A 19,387-nucleotide genomic window follows, 5' to 3' on the forward strand; every position below is an offset into this window, starting at 1 on the left:
CGCATAAAAGGGGAGAATGCAATGACACGCACCGCAATCAAAGGCCTGTTGCTCGCCACGAGCATCCTCGGCACGGCCGGGATCGCTCAGGCGGCCGACGTCACGCTGACGGTCGAAAGCTGGCGCAACGACGACCTCGCCATCTGGCAGGAAAAGATCATCCCGGCCTTCGAAGCCAAGAACCCCGGCATCAAGGTCGTCTTCGCGCCGACCGCGCCGACCGAGTACAACGCCGCGCTGAACGCCAAGCTTGACGCCGGCTCGGCAGGCGACCTCATCACCTGCCGTCCGTTCGACGCCTCGCTCGAGCTGTTCAACAAGGGCCACCTTGCCGGCCTGAACGATCTGCCGGGCATCGAGAACTTCTCCGACGTCGCCAAGTCCGCCTGGACGACGGACGACGGCGCGACGGCCTTCTGCGTGCCGATGGCTTCGGTCATCCACGGCTTCATCTACAACAAGGACGCCTTCGACACGCTCGGTATCTCGGTTCCGACGACGGAAGCCGAGTTCTTCGCCGCGCTCGACAAGATCAAGGCCGAAGGCAGCTACATCCCGATGGCCATGGGCACGAAGGATCTCTGGGAAGCCGCCACCATGGGCTACCAGAACATCGGCCCGACCTACTGGAAGGGCGAAGAAGGCCGCAAGGCGCTCATCAAGGGCGAGCAGAAGCTGACCGACGACGCCTGGGTCGAACCCTACCGCGTTCTCGCCAAGTGGAAGGACTATCTCGGCGACGGTTTCGAAGCCCAGACCTATCCGGACAGCCAGAACCTCTTCACGCTCGGCCGTGCTGCCATCTATCCGGCCGGCTCGTGGGAAATCGGCCTGTTCAACACGCAGGCGCAGTTCAAGATGGGCGCGTTCGCGCCGCCGGTGAAGAATGCCGGCGACACCTGCTACATCTCCGACCACAACGACATCGGCATCGGCCTCAATGCCAAGAGCCCGAATGCGGATGCCGCCAAGAAGTTCCTGAGCTTCGTCTCCTCGCCGGAATTCGCCGACATCTACGCCAACTCGCTGCCGGGCTTCTTCAGCCTGAATTCGACGGCGGTGAAGATGGCCGACCCGCTGGCGCAGGAATTCGTCTCCTGGCGTGAAAAGTGCCAGCCGACGATCCGCTCGACCTACCAGATCCTGTCGCGCGGCACGCCGAACCTTGAAAACGAGACCTGGACCGAATCGGCCAACGTCATCAACGGCACGGATACGCCGGAAGTGGCTGGCGAAAAGCTCCAGAAGGGCCTCGACAGCTGGTACAAGCCGGCCAAGTAAGCCTGCGTCTCGACTGCTGAATTCTGCTTTGAGGAGCGGGCATCGTCCCGCTCCGGCCCTCTCCCCGTAAAATTCGGGGGGAGGTGCTTGGGCGGTGCGGCTCGAATGATCAGGCGCACGCCGTATCCCTCTTCGTCCCGGTGGACAGAGGGTGCCGAAGGGCAAAATCGGGGAGCGACCCCGGCACTATCGTGTATGCTGAATTTGTCATGTGCGGCACTACCGGCCGCGCACGGCGTCCGTGCATGCGGATCTAACGAACAACAACCGGACGGGGCACGCTGGGCCATGAGCGACATACCTTCTTCCCATGAGGCAACAGGACCGATCAAGCGGCCAACACGCTGGCATATCGGCGTTTTCCTGCTGCCGGCCTTCATCGTTTATTCGGCGGTCATGATCCTGCCGCTCATCGAGACGCTGCGCCTGTCGCTGTTCAACACGGTGGACGGCCAGTCGACCTTCGTCGGTCTCAGCAACTTCAAGGTGCTGTTCGGCGACGAGCGCTGGGCGGCCGACTTCTGGAACGCGCTGAAGAACAACGTGATCTTCTTCGTCATCCACATGCTGGTGCAAAACCCGATCGGGGTGGCGCTCGCGGCCATGCTGTCGATCCCGAAGCTGCGCTTTGCCGCCTTCTACCGCACGGCGATCTTCCTGCCGACGCTGCTTTCCTTCGTGATCGTCGGCTTCATCTGGAAGCTGATCCTCTCGCCGATCTGGGGCGTATCGCCCTATCTGATGGACCTGGTCGGCCTGAAGTCGCTCTTCGCCCCCTGGCTCGGCAAGCCGAACTCGGCGCTCATCGCGGTGTCGCTGATCTCTGTCTGGCAGTATGTCGGCATTCCGATGATGCTGATCTACGCGGCGCTGCTCAATATCCCCGAAGAGGTGATCGAGGCTGCCGAATGCGACGGCGTCACCGGCTGGAGCCAGTTCTGGAAGATCAAGCTGCCGCTCATCCTGCCCGCCATCGGCATCATCTCGATCCTCACTTTCGTCGGCAACTTCAATGCCTTCGACCTGGTCTACACCGTGCAGGGTGCGCTCGCCGGGCCTGACAAGTCCACCGATATCCTCGGCACGCTGCTCTACCGAACCTTCTTCGGCTTCCAGCTCCAGCTGGGCGACCGATCGATGGGCGCGACGATCGCAACGGTCATGTTCCTCATCATCCTCGCCGGCGTCTCGCTGTATCTCTTCGCCATCCAGCGGCGCATGCGCCGCTACCAGTTCTGATCGGGAGGGCAAGACATGTCCAAAGCACGCACCTCGCTGACCCGCACGTCCCTCGTTCACCTGGCGCTGATCGGCTACGCCGTGATCTCGATCTTCCCGGTGTTCCTGACGATCATCAACTCGATGAAGGACCGCAACGCCATCTTCCGCAACCCGATGCAGCTTCCGACGCCCGGGACCTTCGACCTTGTCGGCTACACGACGGTGCTGGGGCAGGGGGATTTCGCGACCTATTTCCAGAACAGCTTCATCGTCACGGTGGCCTCCATCGCGCTGGTGCTGCTGTTCGGCGCCATGGCCGCCTTCGCGCTCTCGGAATACCGCTTCCGCGGCAACATGCTGATGGGCCTCTACCTTGCCATCGGCATCATGATCCCGATCCGTCTCGGTACCGTGGCGATCCTGCAGGGCATGGTGGCGACGGGGCTCGTCAACACGCTGACGGCGTTGATCCTCGTCTATACCGCGCAGGGTATCCCGCTCGCGGTCTTCATCCTCTCCGAATTCATGCGGACCGTCTCCGATGACCTCAAGAATGCCGGGCGTATCGACGGTCTCTCGGAATACTCCATCTTCTTCCGCCTCGTCCTGCCGCTGGTGCGGCCAGCCATGGCGACCGTCGCGGTCTTCACCATGATCCCGATCTGGAACGACCTGTGGTTCCCGCTGATCCTGGCGCCGAGCGAGGCGACTAAGACGGTGACGCTGGGCTCGCAGATCTTCATCGGCCAGTTCGTCACCAACTGGAATGCAGTGCTCGCCGCACTCTCGCTCGCGATCCTGCCCGTCCTCATCCTCTATTTCATCTTCTCGCGGCAGCTGATCCGCGGCATCACTTCGGGAGCAGTCAAGTGAGTTCTGCCACGTCCCCCATTCGCGTGCTTTCCGCCGGTCTCGGCAACATGGGCCGCAGCCATGCGCTCGCCTACCATGAGAATCCGGGTTTCGAGATCATCGGTCTCGTCAACCGGTCGAAGGTTCCGGTCCCGGTCGGGCTCGAAGGCTACGAGATTCATCCGTCCTTCCCGGAGGCGCTGCGCGCGCTGAAGCCGGAACTCTGCTCGATCAACACCTATTCGGACAGCCATGCCGAATATGCGATCGCAGCACTCGAAGCCGGTGCCCATGTCTTCCTCGAAAAGCCGCTGGCGACGACCGTCGCCGATGCCGAGCGGGTGGTCGCCTGCGCCAAGGCGAACGGCCGCAAGCTCATCGTCGGCTATATCCTGCGCCACCATCCTTCCTGGGTGCGGCTCATCGAGGAAGCGCGCAAGCTCGGCGGCCCGTATGTCTTCCGCATGAACCTGAACCAGCAGTCGAGCGGGCCGACCTGGGCGACCCACAAGGCGCTGATGCAGACGACGCCGCCGATCGTCGACTGCGGGGTGCACTATGTCGACGTGATGTGCCAGATCACCGATGCCAAGCCCGTGGAGGTGCGCGGCATGGGCCTGCGCCTTTCCAACGAGATCGCGCCCGACATGTATAACTACGGCCACCTGCAGGTGCTCTTCGACGATGGTTCGCTCGGCTGGTACGAGGCGGGCTGGGGCCCGATGATCTCGGAGACGGCCTTCTTCGTGAAGGACGTCATGTCGCCGAACGGCTCCGTTTCCATTGTCATGGATCCGAACGCGAAGTCCGACGACATCGACACCCACACCAAGACGGCGGTCATCCGCGTTCACAACGCGGCCACCGGCCCCGACGGCAAGTTCCTGTCGCCGGACGAAGACCTGAAGATGGCCGGCGAGCCGGGCCACCAGGAACTCTGCGACCGCGAACAGGCCTATGTGCTGAAGGCGATCCGCGAGGACATCGACCTCACGCGGCATATGGACGATGCGGTGCAGTCGCTGAGGATCTGCCTCGCGGCCGATGAAAGTGTCAGAACCGGTCAAACGGTCAAGCTTTAAGGGGATATCAGGTGGGCTCTCTTCAACTCAAATCCGTACGCAAGTCCTTCGGCAATGTCGACGTGATCAAGGGCATCGACCTTGACGTGAAGGACGGCGAGTTCGTCATCTTCGTCGGCCCCTCGGGCTGCGGCAAGTCCACGCTGCTGCGCATCATCGCCGGCCTTGAGGATGCGACATCGGGCTCGATCACCATCGACGGCACGGAAGTCGTGACCGTGCCGCCGGCAAAGCGCGGCATCGCCATGGTCTTCCAGTCCTACGCGCTCTATCCGCACCTCACCGTCAAGGACAATATGGGCCTCGGCCTCAAGCAGGCAGGCGCGCCGAAAGATGAAATCGAAAGGCGCGTCGCCAAGGCCTCCTCCATGCTGTCGCTGGAGAAGTACCTCGCCCGCCGCCCGGCCGAACTGTCGGGTGGCCAGCGCCAGCGCGTCGCCATCGGCCGCGCTATCGTGCGTGAACCGAAACTCTTCCTGTTCGACGAACCGCTCTCCAACCTCGATGCGGCGCTGCGCGTCAACACCCGCCTCGAGATTGCCCGGCTGCACCGCGAGCTGAAGGCCACCATGATCTACGTCACGCACGACCAGGTCGAGGCGATGACGCTGGCGGACAAGATCGTGGTGCTCGACGGCGGTGTCATCCAGCAGGTCGGCTCGCCGATGGAACTCTACAACCAGCCTGCCAACCTCTTCGTTGCCGGCTTTATCGGGTCGCCGGGCATGAACTTCATCGATGCGGGCCGCCTCGGCGCGTCCGATGCCAAGACCATTGGCGTGCGCCCGGAACACGTCACTCTGTCACGCGACAGCGGTGAATGGCAGGCGAGGGCCGTGCATGTCGAGCACCTCGGCGCGGACACGATCGTCTATCTCGAATCGGAGAAAGTCGGTGCCTTCACCGTCCGTCTGTTCGGAGAGCATCACTACGCGCCCGGTGACGTGGTTTTCGCCACGCCGGCCGCAAACCAGATGCATCGTTTCGACGCAAATGGTCACGCCATACGTTGAGGACCCTCATCACAAGTCCGTGATGGGTGAGGATTGCGGCGGGCGGGGCCGTGGTCTACGATTGTCAAAGATCAGAAACTAACATACAGCGTTGTTTGTATGTTGCGATGCGGTGGTCCTGCGATCACCGCATCTTCATGTTTTCAGGACCCTGCCGCGCTTCAGGCGGCACCGCTTATGGAAGAACCCATGCGTTTCACGAGACCGATTTCGATTGCGACCTTCGGCGCCCTTTTGATTCTCGCCGGCTGCCAGGACGAGCAGGCGCCGCAGGGCGGCTTTGCGTTCCCGCCGCCGCAGGTGGCCGTCATCACCGTGAAGGCAGAGGATGTGCCGATCACCAACGACCTGCCGGGCCGCATCGCAGCGACCCGCACGGCGGAAGTCCGGCCGCGCGCGACCGGCATCGTCATCGACCGCATCTTCGAGCAGGGCTCGCAGGTCAAGGAAGGTGACGTGCTCTACCGCATCGATCCCGCGCCGTTCCAGGTGCAGGTCGACAGCGCCGAGGCGACGCTGCGCCGTGCCAAGGCCGTCCAGGCCCAGGCGCGCAACACCGCCGAGCGCCAGGAACAGCTGCGCAAGTCGAACGTCGCGTCCGCGCAGACCTATGACGACGCCGTCGCCCAGCTTGCGCAGGCGGACGCCGATGTCGCCATCGCCGAGGCGAGCCTTGCGACCGCCAAGCTCAATCTCGAATATACCGAGGTCAAGGCGCCGATCAGCGGCCGCATCGGCCGTGCGCTCATCACCGAGGGCGCGCTGGTTTCGGCCAATGGCACGGAAAACCTTGCGACGATCCAGCAGCTCGACCCGGTCTATGCCGACTTCACCCAGTCGGCGACCGACCTGATGCGCCTGCGCAAGGCGCTGGAAGACGGCGCGCTGATGGCCGACAACAATTCGGCCGACGTCAAGCTGGTGCTCGACGACGGGTCCGCCTATCCGCATCCGGGCAAGCTCCTGTTTTCCGAAGCCGCCGTCGACGAGACGACCGGCCAGGTGACGCTGCGCGGCGAATTCCCGAACCCGGACGGCGACCTCCTGCCGGGCATGTATGTGCGCGTGCAGATCGAACAGGGCATCGAGAAGAACGCCGTGATCGTGCCGCAGCAGGCCGTCCAGCGTGACGCTTCGGGCAGCGCGCTCGTCTATGTCGTTTCCGCCGACAACAAGGCCGGCACCCGCAATGTGCGCGTCGGCCGTGCCATCGGCACGAACTGGGTCATCCCGGATGGCCTGAAGGACGGTGAGAAGATCATTGTCGAAGGCTTCCAGAAGGTTCAGCCGGGCGGCGAAGTCGTGCCGGCCGAGTGGGACCCGAATGCCGTGGCGAAGGCTGCCGAAGGCGGCGCGGCCAAGAACGGGGAGGCCGGCAAGGCCGAAGCCGGTGCTGCACAGACCGGCGAAGCCGGCAAGGCGGAGGGCGGCGAAGGCGCCGCCAAGGCCGAGCAGGCGAAGTGAGGATCTGAAGGATGCCCAGTTTTTTCATCGACAGGCCGATTTTCGCCTGGGTCGTCGCGATCTTCATCATGATCGCCGGCGCCATCGCCATTCCGCTTCTGCCGATCGCGCAGTATCCCGACGTCGCCCCGCCGCAGATCACGGTGTCGACGACCTATTCCGGCGCGTCGTCGCAGGACACTTACCAGAGCGTCACCAAGCTCATCGAGGATGAGCTGAACGGCGTCGAGGGCATGCTCTATTTCGAATCGACCTCGAGTGCCTCGGGTTCGGCCGAAATCAACATCACCTTCGCGCCGGGCACCGACCCGAGCCAGGCGTCGGTCGACGTGCAGAACCGCGTCAGCCGCGTCGAGCCGCGCCTTCCCGATTCCGTGCGCCGCCAGGGCGTGCAGGTCGAAGAGGCCGGTTCCGGCTTCCTGCTCATCGTCGCGCTGACCTCCACCGACGGCTCGATGGATGCCATCAGCCTCGGCGATTACGTCAACCGCAACGTTCTCTCGGAAATCCAGCGCGTGCCCGGCGTCGGCCGTGCGCAGCTCTTCGCCACGCAGCGTTCCATGCGCATCTGGCTCGATCCTGCCAAGATGCGCGGCCTCAACCTGACGGCCGCGGACGTGACGGCCGCCGTCCAGGCGCAGAACGCCCAGATCGCCGCCGGCAGCATCGGCGCGCAGCCGAACCCGATCACCCAGCAGATCGCGGCTCCCGTCAACATCAAGGGCCAGCTGACGACGCCGGAAGAATTCGGCGCCATCGTGCTTCGCGCCAATGCGGATGGTTCGGCCGTGCGTCTGCGCGACGTCGCGCGCGTCGAGGTGGGCGGCGAGACCTATTCGTTCTCGACGCGCCTTAACGGCCAGCCTTCGGCCGCCGTCGCCGTGCAGCTCTCGCCGACCGGCAACGCCATGGCGACCTCCGAGGCAATCAAGGCCCGCATGGACGAGCTTGCGCAGTTCTTCCCGCCGGGCCTCGAATATTCGACGCCCTATGACACCTCGCCCTTCGTCAAGGTGTCGATCGAGAAGGTTCTGCATACGCTGCTCGAAGCCGTCGGTCTCGTCTTCCTCGTGATGTTCCTGTTCCTGCAGAACATCCGGTACACGATCATCCCGACGCTCGTCGTCCCGGTCGCGCTGCTCGGCACTTGCGCCGTCATGCTCGCCATGGGCTTTTCGATCAACGTCTTGACCATGTTCGCCATGGTTCTCGCCATCGGCATTCTCGTCGACGATGCGATCATCGTCGTGGAAAACGTCGAGCGCATCATGTCGGAAGAGGGCCTGCCCCCGAAGGAGGCGACCCGCAAGGCGATGAAGCAGATCACCGGCGCCGTCATCGGCATCACGCTGGTGCTCGCCTCGGTGTTTATCCCGATGGGCTTCTTCCCGGGCGCGGTCGGCGTCATCTACCAGCAGTTCTCGCTGACGATGGTCGTGTCGATCCTGTTCTCGGCGTTCCTCGCACTCTCGCTGACCCCGGCGCTTGCCGGCAGCTTCCTCAAGCAGGTGCCGAAGGGCCACCATCACGCCAAGCGCGGCTTCTTCGGCTGGTTCAACCGCGGTTTCGACCGTTCGTCGAAGAGCTATAGCGGCAGCGTCGGTTGGCTGGTGCGCCGGACGGGTCGCTTCATGGTGATCTATCTCGCGATCCTCGCCGGCCTCGGCTACCTGTTCATGAAGCTTCCGTCCTCGTTCCTGCCGGACGAAGACCAGGGCTTTGCCATCGTCATGATGCAGCTTCCCTCCGAAGCGACGGGCCACCGGACCGACGAAGTGCTGACCCAGGTCGAGCAGATCTTCGGTCAGGAGCCCGCGGTCGAGACGATCGTCGGCATCAACGGCTTCTCCTTCTTCGGTTCGGGGCAGAACGCAGGCCTTGCCTTCGTCACGCTGAAGGACTGGAGCGAGCGTGGGCCGGAGAATTCGGCGCAGGCGATCGCCGGGCGTGCCAGCATGGCCATGAGCCAGATCAAGGATGCGATCAGCTTCGCGCTGTCGCCGCCGCCGATCCAGGGTCTCGGCACGACGGGCGGCTTCTCGTTCCGTCTGCAGGACCGAGGCGGCCTCGGCCAGCAGGCACTGTCGGCCGCGAGCGCCCAGCTTCTCGGCCTTGCGGCCCAGAGCAACGTGGTTGCGGGCGTGCGCGTCGATGGCATGCCGGATGCAGCCCAGGTCAACGTCATGATCGATCGCGAGAAGGCCAATACCTTCGGTGTGACCTTCGCCGACATCAACTCGACGATCTCGACGAACCTCGGCTCGACCTATGTCAACGACTTCCCGAATGCCGGGCGCATGCAGCGTGTGACGGTCCAGGCGGACCAGAACGAACGCATGCAGGTGGCCGACCTCCTGAATCTCAATGTCAGGAACGCGTCGGGTGGCATGGTGCCGATCTCCGCCTTCGCGACCGCGGAGTGGACGATGGCGCCGACGCAGACCGTCGGCTACAATGGCTACCCCTCCATGCGCTTCAGCGGCGACACGAAGCCGGGCTTCTCGTCCGGTGACGCGATCGCGGAGATGCAGCGGCTTGCCGCCCAGCTTCCGCCGGGCTTCGGCTATGAATGGACGGGCCAGTCGCTGCAGGAAATCCAGTCCGGTTCGCAGGCGCCGATCCTCGTCGGTCTCTCGATCCTCCTGGTGTTCCTGTGCCTTGCGGCGCTCTATGAAAGCTGGTCGATCCCGTTCGCGGTCATCCTCGTCGTGCCGCTCGGCGTCATCGGCGCGGTCATCGCGGTCACCCTGCGCGACATGTCGAACGACGTGTACTTCAAGGTGGGCCTGATCGCGATCATCGGCCTTTCGGCGAAGAACGCGATCCTGATCATCGAGTTCGCCAAGGAGCTGATGGAGGACGGCAAGTCGCTGATCGAGGCGACCATCGAGGCCTGCCACCTGCGCTTCCGCCCGATCCTGATGACCTCGCTCGCCTTCACGCTCGGCGTTCTGCCGCTCGCAATCGCCACGGGCGCAAGCTCGGGCAGCCAGCGCGCCATCGGTACGGGCGTGATGGGCGGCATGATCACGGCCACGGTGCTCGCCATCTTCTTCGTGCCCGTCTTCTTCGTCTTCGTGATGAAGATGTTCGGTTACGGCAAGGAGAAGAAGGAGGAGCCGGCTCCGGCGGCAAATCCGGCGGAGTAAGTCGCCATGCGCCGGACCAAGGCAGAGGCCAAGGAAACCCGCCAGCAGATCCTGCTGGCGGCGGAGAAGGTCTTCTACGAAAAGGGTGTCGCCCACGCCTCCATGGAGGATGTGGCGCGCGCCGCGGGGGTCACCCGCGGCGCCATCTACTGGCACTTCGCCAATAGGGCGGATCTCGTGCTGGAACTCTACAATTCGTTGCCCATGCCGCAGGAGGAGCTGATCGCCCGCGAGCTGGAAGCGGAGAACGCCGATGTTTTCGGCGTGCTCGAACGGATCGGCCGGGAATGGCTCGAGCTGCTGGCCACCGACGAGCACCGCCAACGCATCCTGTCGATCCTCCTGCGTTGCGATACGTCGGGCGAATTCGCCGCCATTTCCGAACGGCAGAACGACATCAACGACGAGCACATGCAAGCACTGGAAGCGGCATTTGCGAAGGCCGAGGGACAGGGCAAGCTGGGCGCGGCCTGGACGCCGCGCTCCGCCGCCTCGATGCTGCGTTGGCTCATCAAGGGACTCTGCGCAGAATGGCTGCTGTTCGGCCGGCGGTTCGATATCGCCAGCGAGGGCAAGGACGCGTTGCGCCGCCTCTTCCTGACCTATGCGAGTCCCGTACCGTCACACTGAGCGGGGGGCTTCAAGCCGCGCGATCCAGTCTGCGCCGATCTGCCAGCGCCTGAGCACCGAGACGGGGTCCTCCGCGTCGAGCCGTGAACAGATGCGGTAGACCTCCAGCACCTCCGGTGCCATCTCGCCACGCTGGCAAAAGTACATGGCCGCCGCGTAGCGCGCCCGGCCGGACCATTCAATGCCGGGGGGCATGGTGATGATCTCCCAGTTGCGGCGGGCCTCCTCGTCCATGTCAGGTGAGGCCCGGCGGGCTTGCCGTCCGCCTTGCGAGCCTGACGAAGGGACGCGGCACGATCTTGGCGCGCTTCATCAGCTTCTGGTATTTCAGCTCCCGCATCGCATAAATCTCCACCCAGAGGTCCTCCGTGAATTTCGATCCGTAGGGCCGCTCGAGGCTGGCGATGGCGATGTTGCGCTTGGCCGTCGGCGACCAGATCGCGGCGGTGACGAGGCCTGCCTCGCGCTTTTGCCGATGATAGACGATGGCATGCTCGGCGGGAATATTCCCTTCGATTTCAAGGCCGACGAGGATGTGCTTCAGAGACTGATTCCGCCGCGCGTCGAGGATGGGCCGGCGCCCGTTGAAGTTCGGCTTGTCCGGATCGACCAGCCAGTCGAGGCCGATCTCGTCGGGCATGCGCACCCGGTCGGCGCGCAGCGCGCCCTCGGCGGTGACGAAATCTGTGTTTGCGACGATGAAGCCCGCCTCGATGCGCGCCTGGTTGAGCGCGCCGTAGCCGATGGCGCGGATTGTGTGCCGCTCGCCGGCGCTCCACAGCCGATCCCACAGCGAGAGCGCGTTTGCGCGGGGCACGAAGAGTTCGTAGCCGAGATCGCCGGTGAAGCCGGTGCGCGAGATGGTCACCTCGCCGCCCTCATGCGGGAAAGTACCTATATGGAAGGGTTTCAACACGTCCACGCCGGCAAAGCCGGCATCGCGCAGCACGGCGTAGCTTGTCGGACCCTGCAGGGCGAGACCGGCGATCTCCTCCGTCTCCTCGTGGATATCGACCGTAAAACCGAAGGCGCTGTCGATGAGCCAGGGCAGGTGGCGTTCCTGGCAGCAGAGGCGGAACTCGCTCTCGCCGAGGCGGAAGAGCGTACCATCATCAAGCACATGGCCGTGGTCATCGCACCAGGCGGTGTAGTGCACGCGGTTCACGGCGAGCTTGCGCACATCGCGAAGGGTCAGGCGGTTGAGATAACGCTCGGCGTCGGGGCCGGTGATGCGGTATTTCACCATCGGCGAGATGTCGAAGAGGGCGGCCGTGGAACGGATGGCGAAATATTCGAGTTCGCCGTCGAACAGCGCATGCGGCGCCTTGTAGCCGGCCCAGTTGTACCAGTCGTTCACCTCGCTCAGCGCCATCAGGCGCTCATGGAACGGGCTCTCCAGTCGCGGCGCGAGAATGTGGTTGCGGGCGGCGCGGCGGATTTCGGCGGCGGATTTCGTCATGGCGTTCATGCGGTCGCTCCCGAAAGGATGTGACGGGCCGCGTTCCAGCCCGGCAGACCGGATATGCCGCCGCCCGGATGCGCCCCGGCGCTCGCGAGATAGAGGCCTTCGATCGGCGTGCGATAGCCGGAGGCGGCGCTGGTCGGTCGGTTGACGAGCAACTGGTCGGCCTGCAGCTCGCCGTGGTGCCAATGGCCGCCCGGCAGGTTGTATTCCGCCTCGATATCAACAGGCGTCATCAGGCTGGCCGAGACCACGGACTTTCCGAGGCCCGGCGCATGGCGCTCCAGCGTGTCGAGCACGATCTTGAGGAAGGCCGGCTTGCCGTTCTCCCAGCCCCTCTTGAGGCGATAGGGAGCATATTGCACGAGCGCCGAGAGCGTGCAGCCGCCGGCCGGCGCCAGCGACGAGTCGGCAAGGCTCGGCAGCGTCACTTCCATGACGGGATCGCTGGAGAATTCGCCGTATTTTGCCGGGTTGAAAGCCTCTTCGACCTGTTCCATCGAGCGCACCAGCACGATGCGGCCCCCCCAGGCTTCCTTTGGCAGGCCGGTGAAATCGGGGATGCGGTCGAGTGCGAGGTCGAGCTTGGCGACGTTGCCGTGGCTGCGCACGTTCTTCACCGAGCGCACGAAGCCTGTGCCGCTTTCGGCGGGATCGATGAGGTGGAGGAAGGTCGTTTGCGGGTGGATCGCCGAGACGATGACGGGTGCGGTGATCTGCGTCCCGTCGGCGAGAACGACGCCGCTCGCCCGGCCGCGATCGGCAAGGATGCGGCCGACGGGCGCGCCGCAGCGCAGGGTGACGCCGGCCTTTTCGGCAGCGCGCAGGAAGGCGGGCGCGACGCGCGCCATGCCGCCCGCCGGCACGAATTGCCCGCCCGCCTTGCCGGCGACCTCACCGGTCAGGCGATAATAGAGGCCGAGCAGGGAGGTCGGCGAGCGGGGGCCGAGATGGATGCCGAGCGTCGCATCGAAGGCAAGGAGCCCCTTCAGCCGGTCGTCCGCAAGATATTCGTCCGCGACGTCGGCGACGTTCATCAGCAGCATGCGCAGGAAATCGCGGCCTTCGCTGCGCCCCTTGCGGATGAGGCCGAAGCCGGCGGAAGCGAAGGTGGAGAGGTCGCCGAGCGAGAGCGCGCCGATCTGCGGCGGCGGGCGGCGGAGGAACCGCTTCAGGATGCCCGCCTGGAAGACCAGCTTCGCGCGCAGCGCCGCGAAGGCTTCCGCCTCCTGCGGCGACACGCCGTCGATGCGCTCGCCATAGGCGCCGTGCAGCACGGTGGCCCTTCCTGAGCCGTCGAGAACCGCCGTCGGCAGCAAGCTGTCCGTGCCGGCAAGGTCGAGGCCGATGTCGCGGGCCATGTCCGCATCGAGCCGGTTGACGAGATGGGCAAGGCCGGCGGAGCGGAAGCCCGGGAAAAACTCGCGGCCGCGCGTCGCGCCGCCCGGTTCGTTCGCCGCTTCCAGCACCAAAACCCTGCGGCCGCCCTTGGCGAGGCGGGCGGCGGCGGCAAGGCCGTTGTGGCCGGCGCCGATCACGATGGCATCAAATGACGTCATGGGCTTTGCTCATCTGCTCGGGGGAACGCTTCAGGTCGCGCAGGATTTCGGCGGCGGCGTTGCGGCCGGGCGCGCCCATCACCCCGCCGCCCGGATGGGTGGAGGAGCCGCACATATAGAGGCCGGATATCGGGCTGCGGTACTGAGCGTAGCCGGGCACGGGCCGATTGAAGAGCAGCTGGTCGAAGGTGAGCTCGCCCTGGAAGATGTTGCCCTCCGTCAGGCCCACCTCGTTCTCGATCTCGCGCGGGGTGCGCACCTCCATATGCACGATGCGCTCGCGAAAGCCCGGCGAATAGTCCGCGATCTGGCCGATCACCGTCTCGGCGAAGGCGTCGCGGTCGGCGTCCGTCCAGTCGCGCCCCTCGAGCTTTGGCGGACAGTACTGCACGAAGCAGCTCATGAAGTGTTTTCCCGGCGAGGCCATGGTCGGGTCGAGCGTCGTCGGGATCACCATGTCGAGAAAGGGATCGGCCGACCAGCGCCCAGCCTTCCAGTCGTCGTAGGCCCGCTCCATGCGCTCGATCGAATCGGTGAAATGCATGTCGCCGCGCAGGCAGGAGGAGCCTTCCGGCAAGGCCGGGAACTCCGGCAGGCTGTCGAGCGCGATGTTCACCTTGCCGGAGGAGCCGCGCATCTTGAAATGCCTGACCCGGTGGACGAATTCGCCAGGCAGGGTGTCCTCGTCGACGAGCGTGAGGAAGGTGCGCTTGACGTCGGCATTCGAGACGACGAGGCCGGCATTGAGTTCGTCACCATTGGCGAGCACCACGCCGGTCGTGCGGCCGCCGCGGGTAAGGATTTTTGCGACCTCGGCGTCGGTGCGGATGGTGCCGCCGGCGGCCTCGAAGGAGCGGGCGAGGGCCTGCGTCACCGCGCCCATGCCGCCGCGCGCATAGCCCCAGGCGCCGACGGAGCCGTCCACCTCGCCCATATAGTGGTGCAGCAGCACATAGGCGGTGCCGGGCGACAGGGGGCCGAGCGCGGTGCCGATGATGCCCGACAGCGCGAGATAGGCCTTGATGACGTCGGTCTCGAAATATTCGTCGAGGAAGTCGGAGATCGACATGGTCCAGAAGCGGAGCGTCTCGGCCATTTCCTGCGGGCTGAATTCGCCGAATTTTTTGGCGAGGTAGAGGAATTCGGACAGGTCGCGCGGGCGAAAACCGAACGGATCTGGGGCGGTGCGCATCAGGAGCGGCTGGATGAAACGGCACTGGCGCGTCACGTCGCGGGCGTAGCGCTCGTAGGCCTCCGCGTCGCGCTTCGAATAGCGCGCGAACTCGCGGCGGTGGCTGTCGTGGTCGCGGTAGGAGGCGAGGTAGTCCCCGTCGCGGGTGAAGACCGCGCCGCCCTCGTAGGCGATGACCTGGAGGCCGTGTTTCGGCAGTTCCAGGTCGCGCATGATCTCCGGCCGGAAGAGGGAGCAGACATAGGAACAGTTGGAGTAGAGGAAGCCCGGGGTCAGCTCGCGGCTCGTCGCCGCCCCGCCGACCCAGCCGTTCTTTTCGAGCACGGCGACCTTCAGGCCGGATCGCTGGAGGTAACAGGCGGTGACGAGCCCGTTATGGCCGCCGCCGACGATCAGGGCATCGTATTTTTGCATTTTTGATGTCTCCCTTGTTTCTAAAAGCTGCATCAAAAGCAAAATGTTGTCCAGATATTCTGAATGATCATTCAGCAAGTATCTTGCAATCGCCTGATTATGCGCTAGAATTTCGGCCACGGGAAAAGCGCGACGGCCATGCGGCCGGAGGGTGACGGAGGCCATGACGGCAACGGGCAGGGACGGTGCGGCGGCGGAGCCGGAATATGACGAGGCGGCGATCCGCTTCCTTGCGGTCCTCTGGGGCGAGGGCTATCTTTCGCCGGGCGGTTCGGCGGAGGTCGATCGCATCCTTTCTGGCGTCAATCTGAAGGGCCGGCGCATCCTCGATTTCGGTTGCGGTGCCGGCGGCATCGCGCTGCACATTGCCAGCACCTATGGCCCGGCCGAGGTCGTCGGCTACGACGTGGAGCAGCCGGTCATCGACCGGGCGCGGGTGGCCGCGGCCAAGGCGGGGCTTTCCGCGGTCGCGCGTTTCGCCTCCAGCCCGCCGGGCCGCCTGCCGTTCGACGACGGCGAATTCGACGTCGTCTTCTCCAAGGATGCGATGATCCACGTGCCGGACAAGGAAGCGCTGTTTTCTGAGCTTTTCCGTGTGCTCAAGCCGGGCGGCATCCTTGCGGCGTCCGACTGGCTGATTGGCCATGACGGTGAGCCGAGTGCCGATATTAAAGACTATATTGCCGCCGAAGGCCTCTCCTTCGGCATGGCCTCGCCACGTCGCTATCTTCTGGCGATGGCCGCCGCCGGCTTTTCCGAAGGGACGGTCGAAAGCCGCAATGCCTGGTATCGCGACGTGGCGCGCGGTGAGCTGGAGCGCCTCAAAGGGCCGCTTCATGCCGAGGCGGTGGCGGCAGTGGGCGACGCCTATGTCGCGAAGAACATCCGCACCTGGACGGCGATGCAGAAGGTTCTTGACAGCGGGGAGCATTGTCCGGCTCATCTGCGCGGCATCAAGCCGGCCGCGGGAGTTCGCCCGTGACCGTGACGATGCGCAATCCCAAAGGCAAGGTGGCGGTGAAGATGCGGGCAGGCGGGGCTGAACAGGGCTCGGGCGACGGCGAGAAGCGGGGACGCAAGGCCTCCAAGGAGACGCGGCGGCAGCAGCTCGTCGAGGCGACGATCGATTCGCTCGCCAAGCGCGGTTATTCCGACACGACGCTCGCGGATGTCGCCGACGGCGCCGGCCTTTCCCGCGGCATCGTCAACTTCCATTTCGAGAGCAAGGAAAACCTGCTCATCGCCACGCTGCAGTTCATGTCCGAGGAATATGCGGACCATTGGAACGCGGCGCTCGAAAAGGCCGGCCCGAGCGCGGCGAGCCGCATCTGGGCGCTTGTTCATGCGGATTTCGACCGGAAGATCTGTACAAAGCGCAAGCTTGCAGCCTGGTGCGCCTTCTGGGGCGAGGCCAAGTCGCGGCCGACCTACCAGGCGCTGTGCGGCGCGCGTGACGTGAAGTACCAGGAGACCGTGATCTCGCTCTGCGCCGCGTTAAAGGCGGAGGGCGGCTATGCCTATGAGCCGGAGCCGACCGCGCTGTCGCTCTGCGCCATGCTGGAGGGCCTGTGGCTGCGCCTGATGATGGGCGACGGCACCACGCGGGAAAAGGCGCTGGAGGCGGCGATCGCCTTCGTCGCCACGACCTTCCCGAAGCATCTCACCTTGCAAGGACCACAATCACAATAGGGAACCCGGAACGGGGAAGGAGTATGGCATGAAGACTGCACACACGGCCAAGCGCACCACAATGGCGGCACTCACCGCCTTCCTCGCCCTCGGAACCGCCCTCCCAGCCTTCGCCGCCGATACGCTCACCGTCTTCGACTGGTCCGGTTACGAGGACCCCGCCTTCCACCCCGCCTATACGGAAAAGCATGGCGGTTCGCCGGATTTTTCCTTCTTCGGCGACGAGGAAGAGGCCTTCCAGAAGCTGCGCTCCGGCTTCAAGGCCGATCTTGCGCATCCCTGCGCGCAGAGCATCGTGAAGTGGCGCGAGGCTGGGCTGCTGGAACCGCTCGACACGTCCAAGCTGGCTGCGTGGAACGATATCCTGCCGGCCTTCAAGGGCATGAAGAACCTGATGATGTCCGAGGACGGTACGGCCTGGTTCCTGCCCTTCGAATGGGGCAACACGGTGCTGACCTACCGCACCGACACGGTAAAGCCCGAGGAGATCGCCTCCCTCAAGGCCTTTGCCGATCCGAAGTTCAAGGATCGCGTGTCGATCGGCGACAATGTCGATGATGCCTATGCGCTGGCGGGCCTTGCCACGGGCCTCAAGGACCTGACCACGATGACGGATGCACAGTTCGGGGAGGCCTCCGCCTTTCTGCGCGAGGTGCACAAGAACGTGCGGCTCTACTGGACCGACAACACCGATCTCAGCCAGGCGCTGGCGAGCGGGGAGGTCGATCTCGCCTGGGCGTGGAACGAGACGGCGACGACGCTGCAGGCCGACAGCCAGCCGGTCGCCATCAAGAAGGATACCAAGGAGGGGCTGTCCACCTGGGTCTGCGGCTATTCGCGGCTGAAGGGTGCGGAGGGCAGCCCTGACCTTGCCTATGACTACCTCAACGCCGTCACCGATCCCGGCGTTGCCGCCTATATGGTCGAAAGCTGGGGCTACGGCCATTCCAACGCCAAGGGCATGGCCGCGGTCGATCCGAAGATCCTCGCCGACAAGGGGTATGCGGATGTCGACGCCTTCGTCGCCAACACGCTGTTCCAGGCGCCGATCCCGACAGAGCTGCGGCAGAAGATGATCGCGGAATTCGAGAAGATCAAAGCGGGGTATTGAGAGGGCAGCGGCCCCTCATCCCGCTGCCGCGACCTTCTCCCCGCAAGCGGGGAGAAGGAGGCTGTGGCGACCTCTTCACGTTGATCGAAGGAAAGCCCTGCAGCACGGTTCCTTCTCCCCGCTTGCGGGGAGAAGGTGGCCAGCAGGCCGGATGAGGGGCTAGGTCACACGCGCGTAACCGGCGGGTCTTCCGCCAGCAACACGAACGCCTCCGGATCGTAGGCCAGCCGGATCTCCGCGCCGACCGGCAGATCGTCCGCACCGAAATTGTTCGTCTCGACCAGCGAGAGCGGCTGTTCCAGTCCGTCGACGCCGACGGTCAGGTGGGTGACCTCGCCGAAATAGGCGCGGTTCTCGATGCGGCCGGCAAGCTCGTGCGGGGCGCGGTCGTCGTCCCACAGGAGCCGCAGCCGTTCCGGGCGGATACCGACGGTGACATGGCCGTTTGTGGCGGCAAAGCCCTGCGGCTTGTCGAGGTTGACGGCGCCGAAGCGGGCGGCATCGACGGAGACGGCGTTGCCCTGTTCTCCCAGCACCTTCGCTTTCAAAAAATTCATGCCGCCGAGGAAGTCGGCGACCTTGCGGGTGCGCGGGCGCTGGTAGATTTCCTTCGGGCCGGCGATCTGCGCGATGCGGCCGCCGAACATCACGGCGATGCGGTCCGACAACGCCAGCGCCTCGTACTGGTCGTGGGTGACGAGGATGAAGGTGATGCCGACAGCCTTCTGCAGCGTGCGCAGCTCCACCTGCATCTCCTCGCGCAGCTTCTTGTCGAGGGCGGAGAGCGGTTCGTCGAGCAGCAGCACCTTCGGCCGCATGACAAGCGCACGGGCAAGCGCGACGCGCTGGCGCTGGCCGCCGGAGAGTTCATGCGCCTTGCGCTGGCCGAGGCCCGCTAGGCGCACCTGGTCGAGCGCGTCGCCCACCCGCTTCTTTTCCTCCTGCGCCGAAAGCCGCAGTCGTTTCAGACCGTAGGCGACGTTTTCCGCGACGTCGAGATGGGGAAAGATCGCGTAGTTCTGGAAGACCATGTTGGTCGGGCGCTTGTTCGGCGGCAGTGCGAGGGAGGGTATTCCGTCGATGAAGATTTCTCCCGCCGTCGGTGTCTCGAAGCCGGCGATGGAGCGCAGGAGCGTGGTCTTGCCGCAGCCGGACGGCCCGAGCAGCGAGAAGAACTCGCCTTCGCCGATGGTGAGCGAGACGTCGTCGAGCGCCTTGTAGATGCCGTAGTACTTGGACACGTTGGCGATTTCGATCATCGGGCGGTC

General features: G+C 64.8%; 16 protein-coding genes. 11 read left to right on the top strand and 5 right to left on the bottom strand.

The genetic code is table 11. From position 1 onward, the window contains the following. Positions 1 to 21: 21 nt before the first annotated feature. From AKG11_RS15815 to AKG11_RS15850, 8 genes are all read left to right on the top strand, one after another. A complete protein-coding gene (locus AKG11_RS15815) occupies positions 22 to 1,281 on the top strand; it encodes an ABC transporter substrate-binding protein (protein WP_050744558.1) in 1,260 nt (419 codons plus the stop codon). A gap of 288 nt (positions 1,282 to 1,569) precedes the next feature. Next, positions 1,570 to 2,520, top strand: a complete 951-nt coding sequence (locus AKG11_RS15820) for a carbohydrate ABC transporter permease (protein ID WP_023516266.1) — start codon at positions 1,570 to 1,572, stop codon at positions 2,518 to 2,520. 15 nt (positions 2,521 to 2,535) lie between these two features. After that, positions 2,536 to 3,375 carry a carbohydrate ABC transporter permease gene (locus AKG11_RS15825; RefSeq protein WP_024271551.1) on the top strand — a complete coding sequence of 280 codons (840 nt, stop codon included), beginning with the start codon at positions 2,536 to 2,538 and terminating at the stop codon, positions 3,373 to 3,375. Next, positions 3,372 to 4,436, top strand: a complete 1,065-nt coding sequence (locus AKG11_RS15830; protein ID WP_050744559.1) for a Gfo/Idh/MocA family protein — start codon at positions 3,372 to 3,374, stop codon at positions 4,434 to 4,436. Before AKG11_RS15825 ends, AKG11_RS15830 begins: the two co-directional genes overlap by 4 nt. An 11-nt stretch (positions 4,437 to 4,447) precedes the next feature. After that, positions 4,448 to 5,449: an ABC transporter ATP-binding protein gene (locus tag AKG11_RS15835; RefSeq protein ID WP_024271552.1), complete on the top strand. Its 1,002-nt coding sequence runs from the start codon at positions 4,448 to 4,450 to the stop codon at positions 5,447 to 5,449. A gap of 177 nt (positions 5,450 to 5,626) precedes the next feature. Then, positions 5,627 to 6,913, top strand: a complete 1,287-nt coding sequence (locus AKG11_RS15840) for an efflux RND transporter periplasmic adaptor subunit (RefSeq protein ID WP_082342452.1) — start codon at positions 5,627 to 5,629, stop codon at positions 6,911 to 6,913. A gap of 11 nt (positions 6,914 to 6,924) precedes the next feature. After that, positions 6,925 to 10,062, top strand: a complete 3,138-nt coding sequence (locus AKG11_RS15845) for an efflux RND transporter permease subunit (protein WP_023515745.1) — start codon at positions 6,925 to 6,927, stop codon at positions 10,060 to 10,062. Between the two features lie 6 nt (positions 10,063 to 10,068). Beyond that, positions 10,069 to 10,692 carry a TetR family transcriptional regulator gene (locus AKG11_RS15850; RefSeq protein ID WP_050744560.1) on the top strand — a complete coding sequence of 208 codons (624 nt, stop codon included), beginning with the start codon at positions 10,069 to 10,071 and terminating at the stop codon, positions 10,690 to 10,692. Here AKG11_RS15850 and AKG11_RS15855 read toward each other — a convergent pair. From AKG11_RS15855 to AKG11_RS15870, 4 genes are read right to left on the bottom strand one after another with little or no spacing between them, the layout of a single operon-like run. After that, positions 10,684 to 10,887: a hypothetical protein gene (locus AKG11_RS15855; RefSeq protein WP_371260092.1), complete on the bottom strand. Its 204-nt coding sequence runs from the start codon at positions 10,885 to 10,887 to the stop codon at positions 10,684 to 10,686. The genes AKG11_RS15850 and AKG11_RS15855 overlap by 9 nt on opposite strands. A 40-nt stretch (positions 10,888 to 10,927) precedes the next feature. After that, on the bottom strand, positions 10,928 to 12,151 hold the full coding sequence (locus tag AKG11_RS15860) for an aminomethyl transferase family protein (RefSeq protein ID WP_082342458.1): 1,224 nt from the start codon (positions 12,149 to 12,151) through the stop codon (positions 10,928 to 10,930). 5 nt (positions 12,152 to 12,156) lie between these two features. Beyond that, positions 12,157 to 13,713, bottom strand: coding sequence for a phytoene desaturase family protein (locus tag AKG11_RS15865; protein WP_050744563.1), 1,557 nt, complete (start codon positions 13,711 to 13,713; stop codon positions 12,157 to 12,159). Then, entirely contained in the window at positions 13,700 to 15,319 is a 1,620-nt protein-coding gene (locus tag AKG11_RS15870) for a phytoene desaturase family protein (protein WP_050744564.1), read from the bottom strand. Before AKG11_RS15870 ends, AKG11_RS15865 begins: the two co-directional genes overlap by 14 nt. Positions 15,320 to 15,482: 163 nt before the next feature. Between AKG11_RS15870 and AKG11_RS15875 the strand changes: the two genes are divergently transcribed. The 3 genes from AKG11_RS15875 to AKG11_RS15885 are packed head-to-tail and all read left to right on the top strand — an operon-like array spanning position 15,483 to position 18,119. Then, positions 15,483 to 16,301, top strand: a complete 819-nt coding sequence (locus tag AKG11_RS15875) for a class I SAM-dependent methyltransferase (RefSeq protein WP_050744604.1) — start codon at positions 15,483 to 15,485, stop codon at positions 16,299 to 16,301. Between the two features lie 41 nt (positions 16,302 to 16,342). After that, complete coding sequence (locus AKG11_RS15880; RefSeq protein WP_050744605.1) at positions 16,343 to 17,008, top strand: TetR family transcriptional regulator C-terminal domain-containing protein; 666 nt, start codon at positions 16,343 to 16,345, stop codon at positions 17,006 to 17,008. A gap of 28 nt (positions 17,009 to 17,036) precedes the next feature. Continuing rightward, positions 17,037 to 18,119, top strand: a complete 1,083-nt coding sequence (locus AKG11_RS15885; RefSeq protein WP_050744565.1) for an extracellular solute-binding protein — start codon at positions 17,037 to 17,039, stop codon at positions 18,117 to 18,119. 164 nt (positions 18,120 to 18,283) lie between these two features. On the opposite strand, the gene AKG11_RS15890 is transcribed toward AKG11_RS15885, so the two are convergent. Then, the gene (locus AKG11_RS15890) at positions 18,284 to 19,378 is read right to left on the bottom strand and encodes an ABC transporter ATP-binding protein (RefSeq protein WP_037407170.1); all 1,095 of its coding nucleotides are present in this window, start codon (positions 19,376 to 19,378) and stop codon (positions 18,284 to 18,286) included. Positions 19,379 to 19,387: the final 9 nt, after the last annotated feature.

The organism is Shinella sp. SUS2, from assembly GCF_001262505.1.
Lineage (GTDB): Bacteria > Pseudomonadota > Alphaproteobacteria > Rhizobiales > Rhizobiaceae > Shinella.

Bases quoted from the DNA above. Each gene is read 5' to 3' on its own strand.
- AKG11_RS15815 (WP_050744558.1), top strand. From the start codon at position 22: ATGACACGCACCGCAATCAAAGGCCTGTTGCTCGCCACGAGCATCCTC.
- AKG11_RS15820 (WP_023516266.1), top strand. From the start codon at position 1,570: ATGAGCGACATACCTTCTTCCCATGAGGCAACAGGACCGATCAAGCGG.
- AKG11_RS15825 (WP_024271551.1), top strand. From the start codon at position 2,536: ATGTCCAAAGCACGCACCTCGCTGACCCGCACGTCCCTCGTTCACCTG.
- AKG11_RS15840 (WP_082342452.1), top strand. From the start codon at position 5,627: ATGGAAGAACCCATGCGTTTCACGAGACCGATTTCGATTGCGACCTTC.
- AKG11_RS15845 (WP_023515745.1), top strand. From the start codon at position 6,925: ATGCCCAGTTTTTTCATCGACAGGCCGATTTTCGCCTGGGTCGTCGCG.
- AKG11_RS15850 (WP_050744560.1), top strand. From the start codon at position 10,069: ATGCGCCGGACCAAGGCAGAGGCCAAGGAAACCCGCCAGCAGATCCTG.
- AKG11_RS15855 (WP_371260092.1), bottom strand. From the start codon at position 10,887: ATGCCCCCCGGCATTGAATGGTCCGGCCGGGCGCGCTACGCGGCGGCC.
- AKG11_RS15860 (WP_082342458.1), bottom strand. From the start codon at position 12,151: ATGACGAAATCCGCCGCCGAAATCCGCCGCGCCGCCCGCAACCACATT.
- AKG11_RS15865 (WP_050744563.1), bottom strand. From the start codon at position 13,713: ATGACGTCATTTGATGCCATCGTGATCGGCGCCGGCCACAACGGCCTT.
- AKG11_RS15870 (WP_050744564.1), bottom strand. From the start codon at position 15,319: ATGCAAAAATACGATGCCCTGATCGTCGGCGGCGGCCATAACGGGCTC.
- AKG11_RS15875 (WP_050744604.1), top strand. From the start codon at position 15,483: ATGACGGCAACGGGCAGGGACGGTGCGGCGGCGGAGCCGGAATATGAC.
- AKG11_RS15880 (WP_050744605.1), top strand. From the start codon at position 16,343: ATGCGGGCAGGCGGGGCTGAACAGGGCTCGGGCGACGGCGAGAAGCGG.
- AKG11_RS15885 (WP_050744565.1), top strand. From the start codon at position 17,037: ATGAAGACTGCACACACGGCCAAGCGCACCACAATGGCGGCACTCACC.
- AKG11_RS15890 (WP_037407170.1), bottom strand. From the start codon at position 19,378: ATGATCGAAATCGCCAACGTGTCCAAGTACTACGGCATCTACAAGGCG.